Source organism: Pseudarthrobacter quantipunctorum, assembly GCF_045291495.1.
GTDB classification, from domain to species: domain Bacteria; phylum Actinomycetota; class Actinomycetes; order Actinomycetales; family Micrococcaceae; genus Arthrobacter; species Arthrobacter quantipunctorum.
In genome coordinates this window covers 2,748,688-2,766,467 of the sequence record NZ_CP148033.1, presented here as the reverse complement: position 1 = coordinate 2,766,467, position 17,780 = coordinate 2,748,688, and the positions used below count along the sequence as shown (strand labels likewise).

16 protein-coding genes are annotated in these 17,780 nt (G+C 67.2%); 7 read left to right on the top strand and 9 right to left on the bottom strand.

Translation table 11 applies throughout. The annotated features are described in order from the left end of the window. Position 1 precedes the first annotated feature (1 nt). The 4 genes from WHH00_RS12540 (at position 2) to WHH00_RS12525 (ending at position 2,557) form a co-directional block, all read left to right on the top strand. A complete protein-coding gene (locus WHH00_RS12540) occupies positions 2-1,603 on the top strand; it encodes a radical SAM protein (protein WP_406633196.1) in 1,602 nt (533 codons plus the stop codon). A gap of 10 nt (positions 1,604-1,613) precedes the next feature. After that, a complete protein-coding gene (locus WHH00_RS12535; RefSeq protein WP_406633194.1) occupies positions 1,614-1,988 on the top strand; it encodes a hypothetical protein in 375 nt (124 codons plus the stop codon). A 113-nt stretch (positions 1,989-2,101) separates the two neighbouring features. Then, positions 2,102-2,362: a hypothetical protein gene (locus WHH00_RS12530; protein ID WP_406633191.1), complete on the top strand. Its 261-nt coding sequence runs from the start codon at positions 2,102-2,104 to the stop codon at positions 2,360-2,362. Between the two features lie 9 nt (positions 2,363-2,371). Next, complete coding sequence (locus WHH00_RS12525) at positions 2,372-2,557, top strand: PspC domain-containing protein (protein WP_231454382.1); 186 nt, start codon at positions 2,372-2,374, stop codon at positions 2,555-2,557. Between the two features lie 51 nt (positions 2,558-2,608). On the opposite strand, the gene WHH00_RS12520 is transcribed toward WHH00_RS12525, so the two are convergent. Next, positions 2,609-2,902, bottom strand: a complete 294-nt coding sequence (locus tag WHH00_RS12520) for a hypothetical protein (RefSeq protein ID WP_406633189.1) — start codon at positions 2,900-2,902, stop codon at positions 2,609-2,611. Positions 2,903-3,095: 193 nt separating this feature from the next. Here WHH00_RS12520 and WHH00_RS12515 point away from each other — a divergent pair, with 193 nt between their 5' ends. Together WHH00_RS12515 and WHH00_RS12510 are read left to right on the top strand one after the other, a co-directional pair. After that, positions 3,096-3,692, top strand: coding sequence for a flavodoxin domain-containing protein (locus WHH00_RS12515; RefSeq protein ID WP_406633187.1), 597 nt, complete (start codon positions 3,096-3,098; stop codon positions 3,690-3,692). Then, a complete protein-coding gene (locus WHH00_RS12510) occupies positions 3,689-4,300 on the top strand; it encodes a hypothetical protein (RefSeq protein WP_406633183.1) in 612 nt (203 codons plus the stop codon). Before WHH00_RS12515 ends, WHH00_RS12510 begins: the two co-directional genes overlap by 4 nt. Here the strand turns inward: WHH00_RS12510 and WHH00_RS12505 are convergent, their stop codons facing one another. From WHH00_RS12505 to WHH00_RS12495, 3 genes are read right to left on the bottom strand one after another with little or no spacing between them, the layout of a single operon-like run. Then, positions 4,301-5,857 carry an FAD-dependent oxidoreductase gene (locus WHH00_RS12505; RefSeq protein WP_406633180.1) on the bottom strand — a complete coding sequence of 519 codons (1,557 nt, stop codon included), beginning with the start codon at positions 5,855-5,857 and terminating at the stop codon, positions 4,301-4,303. After that, complete coding sequence (locus WHH00_RS12500) at positions 5,854-8,073, bottom strand: molybdopterin oxidoreductase family protein (RefSeq protein WP_406633178.1); 2,220 nt, start codon at positions 8,071-8,073, stop codon at positions 5,854-5,856. Before WHH00_RS12500 ends, WHH00_RS12505 begins: the two co-directional genes overlap by 4 nt. 1 nt (position 8,074) lies before the next feature. Next, positions 8,075-9,547, bottom strand: a complete 1,473-nt coding sequence (locus WHH00_RS12495; RefSeq protein ID WP_406633176.1) for an MFS transporter — start codon at positions 9,545-9,547, stop codon at positions 8,075-8,077. 277 nt (positions 9,548-9,824) lie between these two features. Between WHH00_RS12495 and WHH00_RS12490 the strand changes: the two genes are divergently transcribed. After that, the gene (locus WHH00_RS12490) at positions 9,825-11,234 is read left to right on the top strand and encodes an MFS transporter (protein ID WP_406633174.1); all 1,410 of its coding nucleotides are present in this window, start codon (positions 9,825-9,827) and stop codon (positions 11,232-11,234) included. A gap of 149 nt (positions 11,235-11,383) precedes the next feature. Here the strand turns inward: WHH00_RS12490 and WHH00_RS12485 are convergent, their stop codons facing one another. The 5 genes from WHH00_RS12485 to WHH00_RS12465 form a co-directional block, all read right to left on the bottom strand. Next, on the bottom strand, positions 11,384-12,115 hold the full coding sequence (locus WHH00_RS12485) for a glutamine amidotransferase (RefSeq protein ID WP_406633171.1): 732 nt from the start codon (positions 12,113-12,115) through the stop codon (positions 11,384-11,386). Between the two features lie 35 nt (positions 12,116-12,150). Continuing rightward, a complete protein-coding gene (locus tag WHH00_RS12480; protein ID WP_350003751.1) occupies positions 12,151-12,585 on the bottom strand; it encodes a nuclear transport factor 2 family protein in 435 nt (144 codons plus the stop codon). Positions 12,586-12,600: 15 nt separating this feature from the next. Further along, entirely contained in the window at positions 12,601-14,415 is a 1,815-nt protein-coding gene (locus tag WHH00_RS12475; protein ID WP_406633168.1) for an acetyl/propionyl/methylcrotonyl-CoA carboxylase subunit alpha, read from the bottom strand. Positions 14,416-14,568: 153 nt separating this feature from the next. Continuing rightward, positions 14,569-15,213 carry a nucleoside triphosphate pyrophosphatase gene (locus WHH00_RS12470; protein ID WP_231454393.1) on the bottom strand — a complete coding sequence of 215 codons (645 nt, stop codon included), beginning with the start codon at positions 15,211-15,213 and terminating at the stop codon, positions 14,569-14,571. 9 nt (positions 15,214-15,222) lie between these two features. After that, positions 15,223-17,763 (bottom strand): MMPL family transporter, encoded by a 2,541-nt coding sequence (locus tag WHH00_RS12465; protein ID WP_406633166.1) that lies wholly within the window; start codon positions 17,761-17,763, stop codon positions 15,223-15,225. Positions 17,764-17,780 lie beyond the last annotated feature (17 nt).

The following is a 17,780-nucleotide window of genomic DNA, read 5'->3' as shown; positions in this document are numbered from 1 at the left end:
AATGAATATATCGCCGTCTTCCGCACGGGCGCTGCCCGGTCCGGGCCAGCCGCTGCGCGGTGACCGGATCCACCGGTATGTCACCGCCTTCTGTCCCGAGTGCCACGTGACGAACCCGCCGCTGGCCCAGGTGCGGCGCCTCTCCGGCGCCCTGCTGATCCGTGATGACCGCGTGTGGCTGGAACGCGGCTGCCCGGACCACGGGCTGGTCAGAACCCTCTATGACGAGTCCCCCGAAATCCTCCGCTACCTCGAGAAGTGGCAGGCGCCCACCAAGCAACACGTACCGGACCAGTCTGACAACTACCGCGCCGTGCCGGAGGCCTACGCCTACGGGCTGCCTGCCATGCAGACGCAGCACACCTGCATTCTGCTCCAGGACATCATCGAGCACTGCAACCTGCGCTGCCCTACTTGCTTCACTGCCTCCGGCCCCCAGCTGCAGGGAGTGGCGCCACTCAGCGAGGTGCTCGCGAACATCGATACCAGGCTTGCCCGCGAGAACGGGCGGCTGGACGTGCTGATGCTCTCCGGCGGTGAGCCTACGCTTTATCCGTACCTCGCCGAACTCCTGGATGAGCTCGTCGCCCGGCCGATCGTCCGGATCATGGTGAACAGCAATGGCATGCTGATTGCCACTGACGACGAACTGCTAGCCCTGCTGGCCAGGCACCGGGACCGCGTGGAGGTGTACCTCCAATATGATGGCCCGTCCAAAGAAGCCTCAATCCACCACCGCGGGGGTGACCTTACCCGCTTCAAAGACAAGGCAATTTCGCGTCTGTCGGAGGCTGGCATCTTTACCACCCTGACCATGACGGCGGCACTGGGAGTGAACGACGGCGAGGTTGGCGCCGTCGTGATGCGTGCCCTGGAAACCCCGTTTGTGGGCGGAGTCGCGCTCCAGCCGGTCTTTGGTTCGGGCCGCGGCCACGGCATAAACCCCATGGAGCGGCTCACGCACACAGGCGTCCTGGAAAGGCTGGGGGAGCAAACCAACGGTGTGGTGTCATGGCATGACCTGACTGCCCTTCCCTGCTCGCACCCGCACTGCGCCTCCGTAGGCTACATGCTGAAGGACGATTCCGGGGTGTGGCGGTCACTGACGGCCCTGCTCGGGCACGACCAGCTGCTCGCGTGGCTGGAGCTCAACCCGGACACCATTGCCAACCGGATCGCCGATTCCGCAGTCCCCCTTGAACTGCGCAGCCTGATGAAGTCCTCGCTGCTGGACCTGCTGAGCGAGCAGTCCTCATTGTCCCACCCGAGGACGGCGGACCTCTGGAAAAACATCTGCACCCAGTGCGACCTCGGCATCGGAACGCTTACCACTCTGGCGGCCGGCAAGCTGCCGGGCCAACAGCAGCGGCTGCGCAGGCTCCTCGCGGAGCGCGTCACCAGGATCATGGTGAAACCGTTTATGGACATCTCGACCATGATCGAGGAACGGCTCACCCAGTGCTGCGTCCATGTGGGAACCAAGAGCGACGCCGGGGATCACCAGTGCGCTCCGTTCTGCGCTGTCCAGTCGTGGCCGGCCCTGGCCAGGCAACGGATGAGTACGGCAACAGGCCGCGAACTTCTCCCTGTCCGTCAGAAGTAAGGAGCACTTGATGGGTTCCGATTCGGATGCCCGGCGCATCGCAGCTGGATCACCGCCGTCAGAGCTGGTTGCCTCCAGGCACGCCGGCGGACAGCCGTCCCACCCTGACACTGGACCAGACCATCCGTCCGGTACACCCTTCGATCCGCTGCGCCTCTGCATCTTCGCGACCATCGCCTTGCTGGGGTGGCTCGCCGGTCCCGCAGCTTTGACCGTTTTCGCAGCGGTCGGATTTTATGGTTACTGGAAAGCACGCCGGCAAGGCCTCAAAACGTCCAAGTGCTACCTCCGCGACACCAGGCTTGTCATGGCCTATCTGGGCATCCTGCTGGCAGCCGGCCTCTTCGGGATGTACGCGCTGGCGGCCCGTCTATGGGGCTCCTGAGTCTGGACCCCTCGCAGGCCACGTGCATAGACTCCTCAAAGGAACGGCCGGGAACTCCGTCAGCGGACCTTCCCGGCCGTCCCTGGCCCAGCCACCAACGCAAGGAGCAGCCCGTGGAACTGAATGACGTCAAGTGGAACGAACAGGCGCGCGAAAAGATCCTCCTGGACGCTGACCGGGCCCTGCAGGAAGCGGTCCGTGAAGCAAGCTCGTCCTTGGCGGACGCTGATAAGGACGAGGTGTACAAGTTCCTGTTTGAGCAGCTGAAGGACCAGTTCGTCGACTTCCAGCCCGGCCCGGACCTCACCCGCTACGCGGAGGCGGTAGCAAACGGTGACTTCGGCGCCAACGGTTCAACCGGCACGGAAAGCTAGGTGGGGGCAATGACAACAGCTCTCGTCAGGCCCCGCAGCGGCAAGATCATTGGCGGGGTGTGCGCGGCCCTCGCAGCCCGCTTCGGGCTCCCGAAGTTCCTGGTCCGGCTTGGCTTCATCATTTTTGGCCTGGTGGGGGTTGGGGAACTGGCCTACATTGTGCTCTGGATCCTCATTCCCAAGGCCCCTGCCTGACCAGGTTGTGTCGAAGGGCTGGCCCCCAAAGCGGGGGCCAACCCTTTGGCGTTAGTGCTCCTCCATCGGGGGAGTGTTCGGGTTGCAGGCCAGGCCGGGATTCGGGAATTCGGCTTTGACACCCCGCTTAACCAGTTGGCCGTACGACTGGACCAGTCCGTCGAACGGGAAGGCCTCCTCGGGATCGTCATTGAGCCCCGAGTAGGCACAAATGGAGTTTGCTGTGTCCACGCCCTGTTCCACCTGCCCGGGGACGTCGTGTCCTGCGGCTGACGCCGGGCCCGCGCCCAGGCCCACCAGGGCGAGCGCACAGACAGCAGCGCCGAGTAAAGACTTTTTGTGCATGGCATTCCTCAATCTCTAGGAGTTCTCCACCGAACCGGGACGGGGCCCGTGCCGGGAAGCCTACGGGGGCCCGGCCGCAAGGGGTATGGGGCCGGCGCCGCCCTGTGGAAAGCCGCAGAAAGTGTGCGGCCGGCCGTCCCTGCCGGGCCGTTGGTCCCTGTTGCCCGCAGGCACCCCAAGGGCACAGTTGAATATGGCCAGGATCTATATTGCTTACGGCAGCGTTGAAGGGCAGACAGCCCATATCGCGGAGTACATCGCCGATGTGGTCCGGGCGCACGGGCACCAGGCCGAAACCGCGGACCTCAAGCATTCTGCGGACACCATTCCGGACGGGCAGGACGGCGTCATTGTGGCTGCGTCCGTGCACGTGGGCAAGCACGAGGGCTATGTGGCCGATTTTGTCCGCAGGAACCGCGGCGACCTGGAAACTCTACCTTCCGCCCTGGTGTCCGTCAGTCTGGCCGCCCACGGCGATGAGGCAGGCGCCGAGGGCTACGTGACAAGGTTCGAGCAGGAGACTGGCTGGCATCCCCGCCAGGTAGCGATGTTTTCCGGTGCGCTCCAGTACACCCGGTACAACTTCCTCAAACGCCAGCTGATGAAAAAGATCGCCAAGGACAAAGGCTCCCAGGACCTGGACACCTCCCGTGACTACATCTACACCGAGTGGGACGGCGTAAAGCACTTCACGGAGGAGTTCCTGGCCGGCGTGGCTGCCCCCGGAGGCCAGGGTACCGGGACAGCTCCACCAGAAGTTCCTGGGTCCCCGGCAGGCCCCAACCAGTGAGAAGCCCCGCAGCCGTACCCGTCCTGGTCCTTGCTGCGTCCGCTGTTCTTGGCGGATGTTCACAGCCCGGGAGCCAGGTTGAGCCGGCACCCGGCACCTCCACCGGTGCAACCAGCCCTGCCTGTGACCTCATCACGCCCGAAATCGCGGCGAAAGTCGTACCCGGGATCATGCCTGCAGGCCAGAACAGCAGCGACAGGCCGCCCGGAAGCAAGGCCTATCTCTGCACGTATTCGAGTAAGTCCATGGAGGGAGGCCTAACGGCATTGTCGGTGGCCCTCATCTCGCCCGCCTCCGCGCAGGACATCTCCAAAGCCGAGTCGGCGTCCGACTGCTCACCCGTCACCGGAATCGGTGACTTCGCCTGCCTGCAGTGGACCGGCCACTTCCGCGGTGAGGCCGGGGGCGCGTCCGCGAACGTTGTCCTCACGGCTGTCCGGGGCGACGAGACGCTCGAAATGCCCTATGTAACCTCCGCGCCCATGAACGGCGCGCCTGCTCCCGACGGTGACGCGATGGCCCGCGCGCTGGCACAGGCAGCAGTGGACGCCGGCTGGGGCAACGGCAGCCCGCTCGGCGTTCCCGCGGCCCCGGCCCCAGCTTCCTAGTCAGGCGGCCTGGACCGCCCGGAAGTGTTTTTCGATGAGCCCCTTGATGTCCTCGTGGCAGCCGCCGCAGCCGGTTCCGGCGCGTGTTGCCTTGGAGACCTCAGCCACGGTTGAGCAGCCCTCTTCCACGGCGCCCTGGATGGCGGCTCCGCTGACTCCGGCGCACCGGCACACGGTGCCGGCGGGATCGGCGGCACCCGTGCCCGGCAGCTGGTCCGGGCCGTCAAGCCGCAACAGCAGGGACCTGTCTGCGGGGAGTTCGGCACCGCGTTCGAACAATCCCACAAGCTCGGCTGCCGTGCGGGGCATGCCCACCGCCACCAGGCCCTCCAGCACCCCGCCGCGGGTGGTCATTTTGACGTAGCGGCCGTGCTCCGGGTCCGCCCATTGGGAAACCTGGAGGCGCGGGCGCCCGTTCACCGCGCCGGCGGCGAGGGCGTCCTCGTCCCAGGGCTCCGCCGAATTGTCACCGGCCACGGCCATGTTCATGCCGCGTGCCTTCAGGACAATGACACCCGGCTGCTCCGCCGGCAGCGCCGGCAGCAGGGCGGCGTCCCCGCCGTCCGCCAGCAGGGTCAGGTATTCGGCGAGCCATTCACCCTGCCGCCAGCCCGGCCCCACCAGGCCGGAGGGTCCCTTCGCGTAGCGGCAGGGTGCGCAGTCCGGATCCGGGCAGCGCACCTCGGCGCAGTCACCAATGGCAAAGATGTGCGGCTCGTGGTGGGCGCGGAGCTTGTGGTCCACCAGGATGCCCGCCCCCGTGGAGAGCCCGCAGCCCTCGGCGAGCTCAGTGCGGGGACGGACGCCGCAGGAGAGCACCAGGAGGTCGCCGTCAATCGCGGACCCGTCGTCGAGCAGCAGCGCCGAGAAACCGCCGTCGGGCGCGTTGTGCTCCACGCCCGTGGAGCGCGCGTTGCCGGCCATCCGGACGCCGCAGCGGCGCAGGCTCGCAGCCAGCACTGAACCGCCGCCGCGGTCGATGTTGCGGCCCAGCGGATGCGGGCCGTTGTGCACCACCGTGACGGTGGCTCCTTCTTCGGCCGCGGCCAGCGCTGTCTCCAGGCCCAGCACGCCGCCGCCCAGCACCACCACCCGCTTGCCGCCATCCACGGCCTGGCGCAGCACCCCGGCGTCGCGAAGGTCGCGGAGCGCGGTGACGCCGGCAGGGAGGACCGGGTGGGTGGGGTCGGGGTTGATGCCCGTGAGGTTGGGAATGACCGGGCGCGACCCCGTGGCAAAGACCAGCCGGTCGTAGTGGACGGCGCCGCCGTCGGACAGGAGGACCTGTTGCCGGGCCCGGTCCACGCGCTTCACCCGCACACCCAGGCGGATGTCCACTCCGTCCCCGGCCAACTCTGCGGCGTCGGAGAGCGCCAGCGCATCGGCGGTGGTGCGGCCCACGCCGAGATCGGCCACGAGCACGCGGTTGTAGGCGGCTTCGGCTTCCTCGCCCACCACCGTCAGGCCCACCTTGCCGCTGCGGACGGCAGGCAGGAGTTCGTCGACCAGCCGGGCCGCCACCGGGCCGAATCCCACAATGACAATCTGCTCGCTCATGAGGCCTCCGTCGTTTGAAGCACGTTGGTGGAAAGGGGCGCGGCCACGGGCCGGACCCACACGGTGTTGAACTTGAACTCCGGCATCCCGGAGATGGGGTCCGTGGCCGCTTCCGTGAGGCGGTTCGCACTCTCGAGTTCGGGGAAGTGGAACGGCAGGAAGACAGTCTCGGGGCGGATGGCGGTGCTGAGCTGGGCCCGGCACTCCACCTCGCCGCGCTCGTTGGCCACGGATACGAGCGCCCCCTCGGTGATGCCCACCGACGCCGCGGCTGCCGGATGGATCTGCACCTTTGCTTCCGGCTGCGCCGCCAGCAGTTCCGACACCCGCCTGGTCTGCGCGCCGGACTGGTAGTGCTCCAGGAGGCGGCCGGTGATGAGGGTCATCATTTTTGGGGCGGTGCCACCCTCTGCAGGGGGCGCAGCAGGAGTACGACGGCGGCGGGGCGTCACCGGGGTCATCACGGCTTTGCCGTCCGGGTGCGCGAAGTTGTCCTGGAACAGCCGGGGCGTCCCCTGGCTGCCGGCGGGGTAGGGCCAGAAGGCGGCGTCGCCGCGGTCCAGCATGGCGTAGTCAATTCCGGAGTAGTCCGCGAGGCCTCCGGCGGAAGCGAGGCGGAGTTCCTCGAACACGGTCTCGGGGTCCTCGCTGTAGGTGGACGGGGCGTCCAGGGCTTCGGCCAGCCGAGCCATGATCCACAGCTCGCTGCGGGCTCCGGCCGGCGGCGTCAGGGCCTGGCGGCGGCGCAGCACGCGGCCCTCGAGGTTGGTCAGGGTTCCCTCTTCCTCAGCCCACTGGAGAACGGGAAGGATGAGGTCCGCCTCTGCGGCGGTCTCGGACATGAAGAAGTCACAGACCATCAGGAAGTCCAGGCTCCGGAGTCCTTCGATCACGGCATTGGCGTCGGGGGAGGCGACGGCGATGTTGGAGGCGTGGACAAAAAGGCAACGGACGCCGTCGGCCTTTCCCAGCGACTGAAGCAGCTGGACGGCCGGCAGGCCGGGGCCGGGGATGAGGTCCTCGGCCACGCCCCAGACCTTGGCCACATGGGCGCGGGCGGCGGGGTCGGTGATCTTGCGGTAGCCGGGGAGCTGGTCCGCCTTCTGGCCGTGCTCGCGCCCGCCCTGCCCGTTGCCCTGGCCGGTCAGGGTGCCGTACCCGCTCCGGGCCGAGCCGGGCAGGCCCAGCAGGAGGCTCAGGTTGATCGCTGCCGTGGCGGTGTCGGTGCCGTCCACGTGCTGCTCCACACCGCGGCCCGTGAGGATGTAGCTGCCGCCTTCATGTGCGCCCCGGGCCAGCCGGCGTGCTGTTTCGCGGATGAGTTCGGCCGGGACGCCGGTGAGGGACTGGACCCGTTCGGGCCAGAAGGAGTTCACGCTGCGGGCTACGGCACTGTAGCCGGAGGTGCGTTCAGCCAGGTACGCGGTATCCACCAGGTCCTCGTGGATGACCACGTGCGAGATGCCCAGGAGGAGGGTGAGGTCGGTGCCCGGAAGGGGCTGGAGGTGGAGGCCGCCGCCGTCGGCCGTGAAGGCGGCCGTGGCGGAACGGCGCGGATCCACCACGATCAGCCCGCCGGCGTCGCGTGTTCCCTTGAGGTGCTGCACGAACGGCGGCATGGTTTCCGCAACGTTGGAGCCGAGCATCAGGATGGTGCTGGCGGTGTCCAGCGCTTCGAGGGGGAAAGGGAGGCCGCGGTCAACGCCGAAGGCCCGCGTCCCGGCTGCTGCGGCCGAGGACATGCAGAACCGGCCGTTGTAGTCGATGCGGGAGGTGCCAAGGGCAAGCCGGGCGAACTTGCCCAGCATGTAGGCCTTTTCGTTGGTGAGTCCGCCGCCGCCGAAAACGCCCACCGCGTCAGCGCCGTACCGTGCACGGGCGTCCTTCACCGCGTTCACGGCGAGGTCCAGTGCCTGGTCCCAGATGATGGGCCGGTGGACGCCGTCGGGGCCCTTTAGGAGCGGCTCGGTGATCCGGCCGGGGTGGTTCAGGAGGGTGGGAGACGTCCAGCCCTTGCGGCAGAGTCCGCCGCGGTTGGTGGGGAAGTCCCGGCCGCTTACTTCGAGGGGTGCCGCCAGGGGGATTCCGGGGGCGGCAGGTCCCGGCACGGGGACTGACCCCGGCTGGGAAGCCGGGGCCAGTGCCGTGGGGGGCGTGAGCGTCATGGCGCACTGCAGGGCGCAGTAAGGGCAGTGCGTGTCGGCGCTTTTGGTCATGTTAGACGTGTCCCATCGCATTTCGGTTGGCGTTGCGGATGTAGCAGGCCCAGCACACAACCAGCATCAGGACGTAGGCCCCGACGAATCCGTAGAAAGCGGGGGTGTAGGAGCCGCTGGCGGAGTTGGAGGCGTTCAGCACCTGCGGGATCACGAATCCGCCGTAGGCGCCGATGGCGGAGATGAGGCCCAGGGCGGAGGAAGCGAGGCGCTGGGTGGCCACCGAGCTGGCACCGTTCCGGGCAGCGCGGCTGTTGGTGGCAAAGATGATGGGGATCATCCGGTACGTGGCACCGTTTCCGAAACCGCTGGCGGTAAAGAGCATCAGGAAGAGGACCAGGAAGAGCCAGAAGTTCTTCAGCGGGAGGGTCCAGATCATGGTGAGGGTGATGACGGCCATGGAGGCGAAGGCGGCCACGGTCATGCGGGCGCCGCCCATCCGGTCAGCCATGCGTCCGCCGTACGGGCGGGCCAGGGAGCCTACCAGCGGGCCGAGGAAGGCCAGCGACAGTGCCACGGTGCCCACTCCGATGGAGGAGAAAGCCGGGAAGTAGTCCTTGATCAGCTTGGGGAAGACGCCGGCGAAGCCGATGAACGAGCCAAACGTGCCGATGTAGAGCAGCGCCATGATCCACAGGTGCGGTTCTTTCAGCGCTGCGATCGAGCCCGCCACGTCGCCCTTGGCGCTGGTGAGGTTGTCCATGAACTTCCAGGCACCGAAGGCGGCGATCAGGATGAACGGGACCCACATCCAGCCGGCCAGGGGCAGGTTGACGGTGCCGACGGCGAGAAGGGTGATGGCGATGGGGACTGCCAGCTGTGCCACGGCGGCACCCATATTGCCGCCGGCGGCGTTCAGGCCCAGGGCCCAGCCCTTTTCGCGGGCGGGATAGAAGAAGGTGATATTGGCCATGGAGCTGGCGAAGTTGCCGCCGCCGAAGCCTGCCAGGGCGGCCACCAGGAGCATGACGCCGAACGGGGTTTCCGGGTTGGAGACGCACAGGGCCAGGCCGATGGAGGGGATCAGGAGCAGCAGGGCGGAAACGATGGTCCAGTTGCGGCCGCCAAAGCGGGGGACCATAAAGGTGTAGGGGATGCGCAGGGTGGCACCCACCAGGCTGGGCATGGAGATCAGCCAGAAAATCTCGGAAGTGGAGAAGGTGAAGCCCGCTGCGGGGAGCTGGACCACCACGATGGACCAGAGCTGCCATACGACAAAGCCGAGGAACTCGGCGAAGATTGACCAGTTGAGGTTGCGGCGCGCAATGGAGCGGCCTGCCGTTTCCCACTGTTCCTTGTTCTCGGCATCCCAGTTGGCGATCCAGCGGCCGGGGCGGAATTCAAGGGCGGGGGTGTCTGTGGTGCGGGTAGGGCCGGGCTGTGCGCTGGCGGATGCGGCGGTTCCGGGCATGGCGGAATCTTCGAGATCAAGGGAACTTCCGGTGCCGGCATCGGCGGTGCGGTCAACAGTCACGGGGTACCTCCTTCTGGGGGATGTTGTTCCTCCAAGGTAGGGAAGCCGCGTTTCATGGACCGACGCCGCGTGTTAACGCGCTGTGACATTTGCCTATCGGCGGGCCTCGGCGGACGTGAGGCGGGCAGTCTGGACCAGAAAGTGAGACACATAACACAGGTCCGCATGCTGGACCTTTCGTCCGTTGACTGGACGGGGGGGAACTAATATTGAACTCTGACTATTTCGAGCCGTTCCCTTACCCGGGTTCGGCCGGTCCTCACGAAAGCGTTTACCTATGTCATCCACCAATGCCTCCGCGGTGGCCGCGTCCCAGCCGGTGAACTCACGCGGACGCGTGATCGTCGCCAGCCTGATCGGCACCACGGTCGAGTTCTACGACTTCTACGTCTACGCCACCGCCGCGGTGCTCGTCTTCCCGCAGCTGTTCTTCCCCAACCAGAACGAAACAACCCAGCTCCTGAGCTCCTTCGCCGTTTTCGGCGTGGCCTTCGTCGCCCGTCCGCTCGGTTCGATCGTTTTCGGCCACTTCGGCGACAAGTTCGGCCGCAAGGGCACCCTGGTGGCGTCCCTCCTGACCATGGGTATTGCGACGTTCCTCATCGGCTGCCTGCCCACCGCCCTTGTTCCGGGCTGGCAGTTCTGGGCCCCGGCCCTGCTGGTGGTCATGCGTTTCGCCCAGGGCCTTGCCCTGGGTGGTGAATGGAGCGGCGCCGCGCTGCTGGCCACGGAGAACGCCCCGGCCAACAAGCGAGCCATCTACGGAACCTTCCCGCAGCTGGGCGCCCCCATCGGCTTCATCATCGCCAACGTGATCTTCCTGGTGTTCAGCTACGCGCTCTCGCCGGCCGACTTCCAGGCCTGGGGCTGGCGCGTGCCGTTCCTGCTCAGCGCCGTCATGGTGATTATCGGCCTGTACGTCCGCCTGAAACTGATCGAGACGCCCGCCTTCACCAAGGTGATCGAGTCCAACGAGGTAGCCAAGCTGCCGCTGGGCAGGGTGTTCAAGACCAGCTGGCGCCAGCTCATCCTGGGCACGTTCATCATGCTCGCCACGTACGTGCTCTTCTACCTGATGACCACCTTCACCCTCACCTACGGCACCCGTCCCGCCACGCTGGACGCTGCCAGGGCCGCGGCTGAGAAGGCCGGAAAGCCAATGTCGGAAGCGGCCGCTGCGGCGTTCGTCCCCGGCCTGGGCTACACCCGCAACGACTTCCTCTGGATGCTGATTGCCGGCGTCGTGTTCTTCGGCATCTTCACCCTCGTGTCCGGACCGCTGGCCGAGAAGTATGGCCGCCGCAAGATGCTCCTGGCCGTCACGGGCGGAATCTTCGTCTTCGGCCTGCTGTTCGTCCCGCTGTTCAGCGGCGGATTCGTGGGCACCATGGCGCTGCTGGTGATCGGTTTCTCCCTGATGGGCCTGACGTTCGGGCCCATGGGGGCGCTGCTGCCGGAACTCTTCCCCACCAACGTCCGGTACACCGGGTCTGCCGTGAGCTACAACTTCTCCAGCATCCTCGGCGCAGCGGTGGCACCGTTCATCGCCGTCGCGCTGTGGGAACTGGCGGACGGCAGCCCCGTCCTGGTGGGCATCTACCTGACCTCCATGGCCGTGCTGACGCTCATTGCCCTGTTCGTGAGCAAGGAAACCCGCGACCTGGACTACGAGAACAACGTGGCCTAGCAATACACGCTGTACGTTCCAGCCCGGTTCGTGCCTGCGGTGCCCGGTGCGTTTCCCGTCAAAAGGGGAGTGCGCCGGGCACTTTTGTGTCAGGGGCGGAGCAAGCGGGCGGGAAGGCACGACGGCGGCGCTTTGGGCCGCCCGTGAGGTTACCGGGCGTAGCGGTCCACGAAGTTCCGCAGCACCTTCATGGGTTCAGTTACGGTGAACTGCCGAGCATTCTCCATCAGGTCTTCAGCCGATTCCGGCGGGAAGTAGCCGGCGTTGCGGTAGATGTCGATGCGGGTGACCAGGCCGTCCACGTCCAGCTCGGGGTGGAACTGGGTGGCATACAGATTCGTCCGGATCCGGAACATGTGCACGGGGCAGGTCTCGGAGCGGGCAAGCAGCACGGCGTGCGGCGGCAGGGCGGTACAGGCCTCCTTGTGCCCCGTGAAGGCGGTGAAACTGCCCGGCATTCCCCTCAGGATGGGGTCCTCCAGCCCGGCACCGGTCAGTTCAATCTCCACCCCGCCCAGTGGCTCACCGTAGGTCCTGTCGATGACGGCGCCCTGGTGCGTTCCCAGGGTGCCCACGCCGTAGCAGGCCCCCAGGAACGGGAAGTCCCGGGCCACCAGCACGTCCAGCAGCCCGGACAGCTCACGCTCCACCTGGTGCTGGACAGGGGACTTCTGTTCCGGAGGATCGCTGGAGGTGAAGGGGCTCCCGCCCACAATCACGCCCGAGTAGTGCGCAAGGTCCAGGTCCGGCAGCGGGGCAGCCTCCAGCCGGACGCGGCACAGATCCCGCTCTTCCAGCCCGCCATAGCGCAGGTAGGCGGCGTACTCGTCGTCGGCGGCGGCGTCCTCCGCCCGGGAGGCGAGGAGCAGGAAAGGCAGCATCTGCTAAGTGTGCCGGTTTGGGCCGGACCTGTCAGCTAGGCCGGGGGCTGGGTGAGGGAGCGGCGTGACTGTGGGCGCGCGGCAGGATCAGCGTGCCGGTGGACGAGCTTCCAGTAGCCTTCCTCGCGCCGGAAGATGCTGGTGACCCGGAGCGCAAACTCCTCCACGGCACTCCCGTCCAGGCGGGCACGGAAGTGTTCGGTCTCCACCAGGTAGGCGGTATCCCGTGCGGTGTAGGACGTGATGGTGTCGAACCCCAGCATCTCGCCGTCCTGGAACTGCCGGGCAGCCTGGTCCAGCCTTGCCTCCACCTGCGCCCAGCCGCGCGCGATGCCGCCAAAAGGATTGGCCAGCGTGACGTCGTCAAGCCTGGAATAAAGCTCCTTGACGGGCTCGGGATTGCCCCGGGTAATTTCGGGGACGGCCAGGTGGTACCGGCCCACTTCTTCCTGGAAACTGGGTGCGAGCATGGGTGCCTCCGGCGCTTACTGGTCTTCGATGATGGCGATGATGGCGCCGGCGGACACTGTTTCGCCGGATGACGCCTCAAGCCCGATGACGATTCCGGAGCGGTGCGCCGTCAGCGGCTGCTCCATCTTCATCGCCTCGAGGACCACCACCAGGTCGCCCTCGGAGACGACGTCGCCGTTGGCCACAGCAACCTTGACGATGGTTCCCTGCATGGGGGACGTCAGGGCATTGCCGGTGGCCGCTGCAGGACCGCCGGAGCGGGAGCGCTTCTTCGACTTTGCCGGCTTCGCTGCCGCCGCCCCTCCGGTTCCCAGGGAACCCAGGGATGCGGGCAGGACCACTTCCAGGCGCTTGCCGCCCACTTCGACCACCACGCGCTGGCGGTCTTCTGCCACGGCGTCGGCATCGGCGGAACCGTCCGGAGTCCAGGCCGGAAGGTTGTTGACGAACTCTGTTTCGATCCACCGGGTGTGGACCGTGAACGGGCCCTCGGCCGGGGCGAACGCAGGATCGGACACCACCGCGAGGTCGAACGGGATGACGGTGGGGATGCCCTCCACCACCATTTCCTCAAGCGCGCGGCGGGCACGCTGCAGGGCCTGGGGGCGGTTGGCTCCGGTGACGATCAGCTTGGAAAGCATGGAGTCGAAGTTGCCGCTGATCTCGTCACCCTGTTCAACGCCGGAGTCGATGCGGACTCCAGGGCCGGTGGGGTTCTTCAGCACGCGAATGGTGCCGGGGGCAGGCATGAAGTTGCGGCCCGGGTCCTCGCCGGTGATGCGGAACTCGAAGGAGTGCCCGCGCACCTCGGGGTCGCCGTAACCGAGCTCTTCGCCGCGGGCCAGCCGGAACTGCTCGCGCACCAGGTCGATGCCGGTCACTTCCTCGGAGACGCAGTGCTCCACCTGGAGGCGGGTGTTCACTTCAAGGAAGGAGATGGTGCCGTCCTGGCCCACCAGGAATTCGCAGGTGCCGGCACCCAGGTAGCCTGCCTCCTTGAGGATCGCCTTGGAGGACTCGTAGAGCCGGCGGTTCTGCTCTTCGGTGAGGAACGGCGCCGGGGCTTCCTCGACGAGCTTCTGGTTGCGGCGCTGGAGCGAGCAGTCACGCGTGGAAACAACCACCACGTTGCCATGGGCGTCCGCCAGGCACTGGGTCTCGACGTGCCGGGGAGCGTCAAGGAAGCGCTCGATGAAGCACTCGCCGCGGCCGAAGGCGGCGGTGGCCTCCCGCACTGCGGATTCAAACAGTTCGGGGATTTCCTCGCGGGTGCGCGCCACCTTGATGCCGCGTCCGCCGCCGCCAAAGGCAGCCTTGATGGCCACGGGCAGGCCGTGCCGGTCCACGAATTCCAGGATTTCCTCGGCGGACTCCACAGGGTCAGCGGTGCCGGGAACCTGCGGGGCACCGACCTTCTCCGCAATGTGGCGGGCCTGGACCTTGTCGCCGAGGGCGGAGATGGCTTCGGGGGAGGGGCCGATCCAGGTGATACCCGCGGCGATCACCTTCGCGGCGAACTCGGCGTTTTCCGCCAGGAAGCCGTAGCCGGGGTGGATGGCGTCAGCACCGGACTGGCGTGCGGCGTCGATGATCTTGTCCATCACCAGGTAGGACTCCGCGGCGGTGTTCCCGCCCAGGGCGTAGGCCTCGTCAGCGAGGCGGACATGCAGGGCGTCACGGTCGGGATCCGCGTAGACGGCCACGGAGGCGATGCCTTCGTCGCGGGCGGCCCGGATGATGCGGACGGCAATTTCACCGCGGTTGGCGATCAGCACCTTTGTGAGGGTCGACTGCGTGGTTCCTGCGGACTGCTCCAAATTTGCTGACAAGGCGTCTCCTTCTTTCCTTCAGGGAGCCTAGCGCGGTTTTGAGGGTTCCGCCGATATTACTTGCGGAATCCGCGTGTAAACCGGCCAAGCTTTGTAGGGAAGCTACAAGACCCTGCCAATTGCGGCGCTTTTGTTGCAGGCGAGGCAGGAGCGTCAGCCGTGCCACAGGTCCGTGATGCGCACGTTCGCGGCGGCAAGCAGGCCACGGAGCGTGGAGACGGAAAGTCCGACGACGGTGTGCGGGTCGCCGTCGACCTTACGGATGAACGCCCCGCCCAGGCCGTCGATGGTGAAGGAACCCGCACAGTGCAGCGGCTCGCCCGTGGCGATGTAGGCGTCGATTTCGGCCGGATCCATCTCCAGGAAGGTGACCTCGGCTGAGGCCACCGTACCGAGGGTGGCGCCGGTGCCTGCACCTTCGCCGTCGTCGTCCGTATCCGTGTCCCGGCAGTCCACCAGCCAGTGGCCCGTATGCAGCACCCCGGCATTGCCGCTCATCCGCAGCATCCGCTCGCGGGCGACGGCGGCGGTGTAGGGCTTGCCGTGCGCCTCGCCGTCGAACTCGAACACGGAGTCGCAGCCCAGGACCAGCGCCCCTTCAGCTTCCGGCAGCGCCGCCACGGCCTCCGCTTTGGCCCGGGCCAGCAGCAGCGCGGTGTCGTGCGGATCGGTGACGCCGTAGCGGGCCTGGACGGCGTCCTCGTCCACGTCGGACACCAGGATGGAGTGCCGGATGCCGGCCTCGGCCAGGAGCTTGGTGCGGGCGGGGGACTGGGATGCAAGAATCAGGCGGACCACAAATCCAGCCTAATTGACCGGTCCGGCCTGGTGGACCAGTTCCCCGTGCACCGGTGCCGCCTCGGTCCGGTTGAGCTTGGCGCCCTCAACATCCACGTCAGGCAGGATCCGGTCCAGCCACCGCGGCAGCCACCAGGATTTTTCGCCCAGCAGGTACATCACGGCCGGGACGATGGTCATGCGCACCACGAAGGCATCCAGGAGCACACCGAACGCCATCGCAAAGCCCAGCGGCCGGACCATGGTGAGGTGGCTGAAGATGAAGCCGGCGAACACGCTGACCATGATGATCGCGGCAGCGGTGACCACAGCGGCCGCGTGGCGGAAGCCCACACGGACGGCTTCCTTGGCGGTGGAACCGTGCATGTACGCCTCGCGCATGCCCGAGGCGATGAACACCTGGTAATCCATGGCCAGGCCGAACAGCACGCCGATCAGGATGATCGGCAGGAAACTCAGCACCGCGCCCGGATTGGCGATATCGAACACGCCGCCGAGCCAGCCCCACTGGTACACGGCAACCACGGCCCCGAACGCTGCGGCAAGCGAGAGCAGGAATCCGCCCGTGGCCAGCAGCGGCACCACGATGGAGCGGAACACCAGCAGCAGCAGGATCAGGGAAAGCCCGACGACGATCGCCAGGTAGGGCGGCAGGGCGTCACCCAGCTTGGTGGAGACGTCGATGTTGCCGGCCGTCTGCCCCGTCAGGCCCATCGCCACCCCGTGCTCGGACTGGATGTCATCATTGAGGCCCCGGAGTTCGGACACCACGTTGACGGTGCTGGCGCTGGCCGGGCCTTCTTCGGGGATGACCTGGAAGACGGCTGTCCGGCGGTCCTCGCTGAGGGCAACCGGTACAGCGGCTACAACATTGTCCACGGCGCGGAGTTTGTCGGCGACGTCGTACTGCAGGGTCTGTGCCTGGGCCTCATCGAGGCCCGCCGGGAACTCGCCTACCGCGACGATGGGGCCCGTGACGCCTTCGCCGAAGCTGCGCGCCGTCAGGTCGTACGCCTGGTAGGCCTCCGAGTCCACAGGTTCGGACCCGCCGTCGGGCAGTGCGAGCTGCAGCTGGGTGGCCGGCAGCGCGAGGGTGCCCAGGAGGAGCACGCCGGCCAGGAGGGCCAGGATGGGGTGCCGGGTGACCAGGCCGCCCCAGCCGCGGGTGCTGCGCTCGCGGTCCTTGGCTTCATCGGCTGCTTCGTGGCCAGGCTCGGCGTTGTGGGCATCCGCCTTGGCCCAGGCCCGCCGGGAAATGATGCGGCGGCCGATCAGGGACAGCATGGCGGGCGTCAGGGTGATGGCCACCAGGACGGCCACGGCAACGGTGCCGGCCGCGGCCAGGCCCATGACGGTGAGGAACGGCAGGCCGGGGACCACCAGTGCGGCGAGGGCGATGATCACGGTCAGGCCGGCGAAAACCACGGCGTTGCCGGAGGTGCCGGTGGCCCGCGCCACGGATTCCTCCGGGTCCATCCCGGCCAGCAGCTGGGTCCGGTGGCGGTTGACGATGAAGAGGGAGTAATCGATGCCCACGGCTAGGCCCAGCATGAGGGCCAGCATGGGGGAGATGGAACTCATGTCGAAGAGGCCGGACAGCGCGAACGTGATGCCGACCCCCACACCGACGCCCACCACGGCCATCAGCAGCGGCAGCCCGGCGGCAACCAGCGTGCCCAGCATCAGGATCAGGACCAGGGCCGCGACCGCAATGCCGATGATCTCAGCGGCACCGAAGAGTTCGGAGATGTCCTCGGTGATTTCCTTGCTGGCGTAGGCGGTGACGCCGGCACCGGACGTCTCGTGGGCGATGTCCTGGACCTGCTGGCGGACCTCGGGGCTGAGGCCGTTGATGGAGGTGTTGAACTGCACCTGGGCCACTGCCGCCTGTCCGTCTTCTGATACAAACCTGATGGCCGAGGACGCTTCTGCCTGGCGCTTGCCGAGTTCGAGCTTTGCCTTGCTGGATTCCAGCTCCTGGACGCCTGCCTCGAGCCTGGCCTGGCCTTCGGCCAGTGCGGCCTTTTGCTGGCCCAGCTGGGCCTCGATGAGGGCCGCTGGCGCGCCGGCTGCGGCAAGCTGCTGTTCTGCCGCGGCCAGCTGTGCCTGGCCGGCTTCGAGCTGGGCGCGGGAGGCGTCCAGCTGGGCCTGGCCCGCTGCAAGCTGCTGCTCGCCGTCGGCGATTGCCTGTCCCGCCTGGTCCACCTGGGCCTGCGTGGCGAAGGGATCCACGGTGCCGCGGACGTCCGGGATGGTCTCGAGTTCCTTGAGGGAGTCCGTGACGGCGGCCCGGCTCTCGGCGGTAAAGCCGCCGTCGGGGGCTTCAAAGACGATGGTGGCGGTGCCTCCGGATGCTGAGGGGAGTTCTTCCTTCAGCTTGTCCGCGATCCGCTGCGTCTCCGTGCCGGGAATCTGGAAATTGTTGGACAGCGTCCCGTGGAACGCTGCGGCGGCACCGCCCACGGCCAGCAGGGCGGCAAGCCAGAGCGAAATGACCAGCCAGCGCCGGCGGTAGGAAAACTTGCCCAGGCGGTAAAGGAACAGTGCCATGTGAGGTGACCGATCTG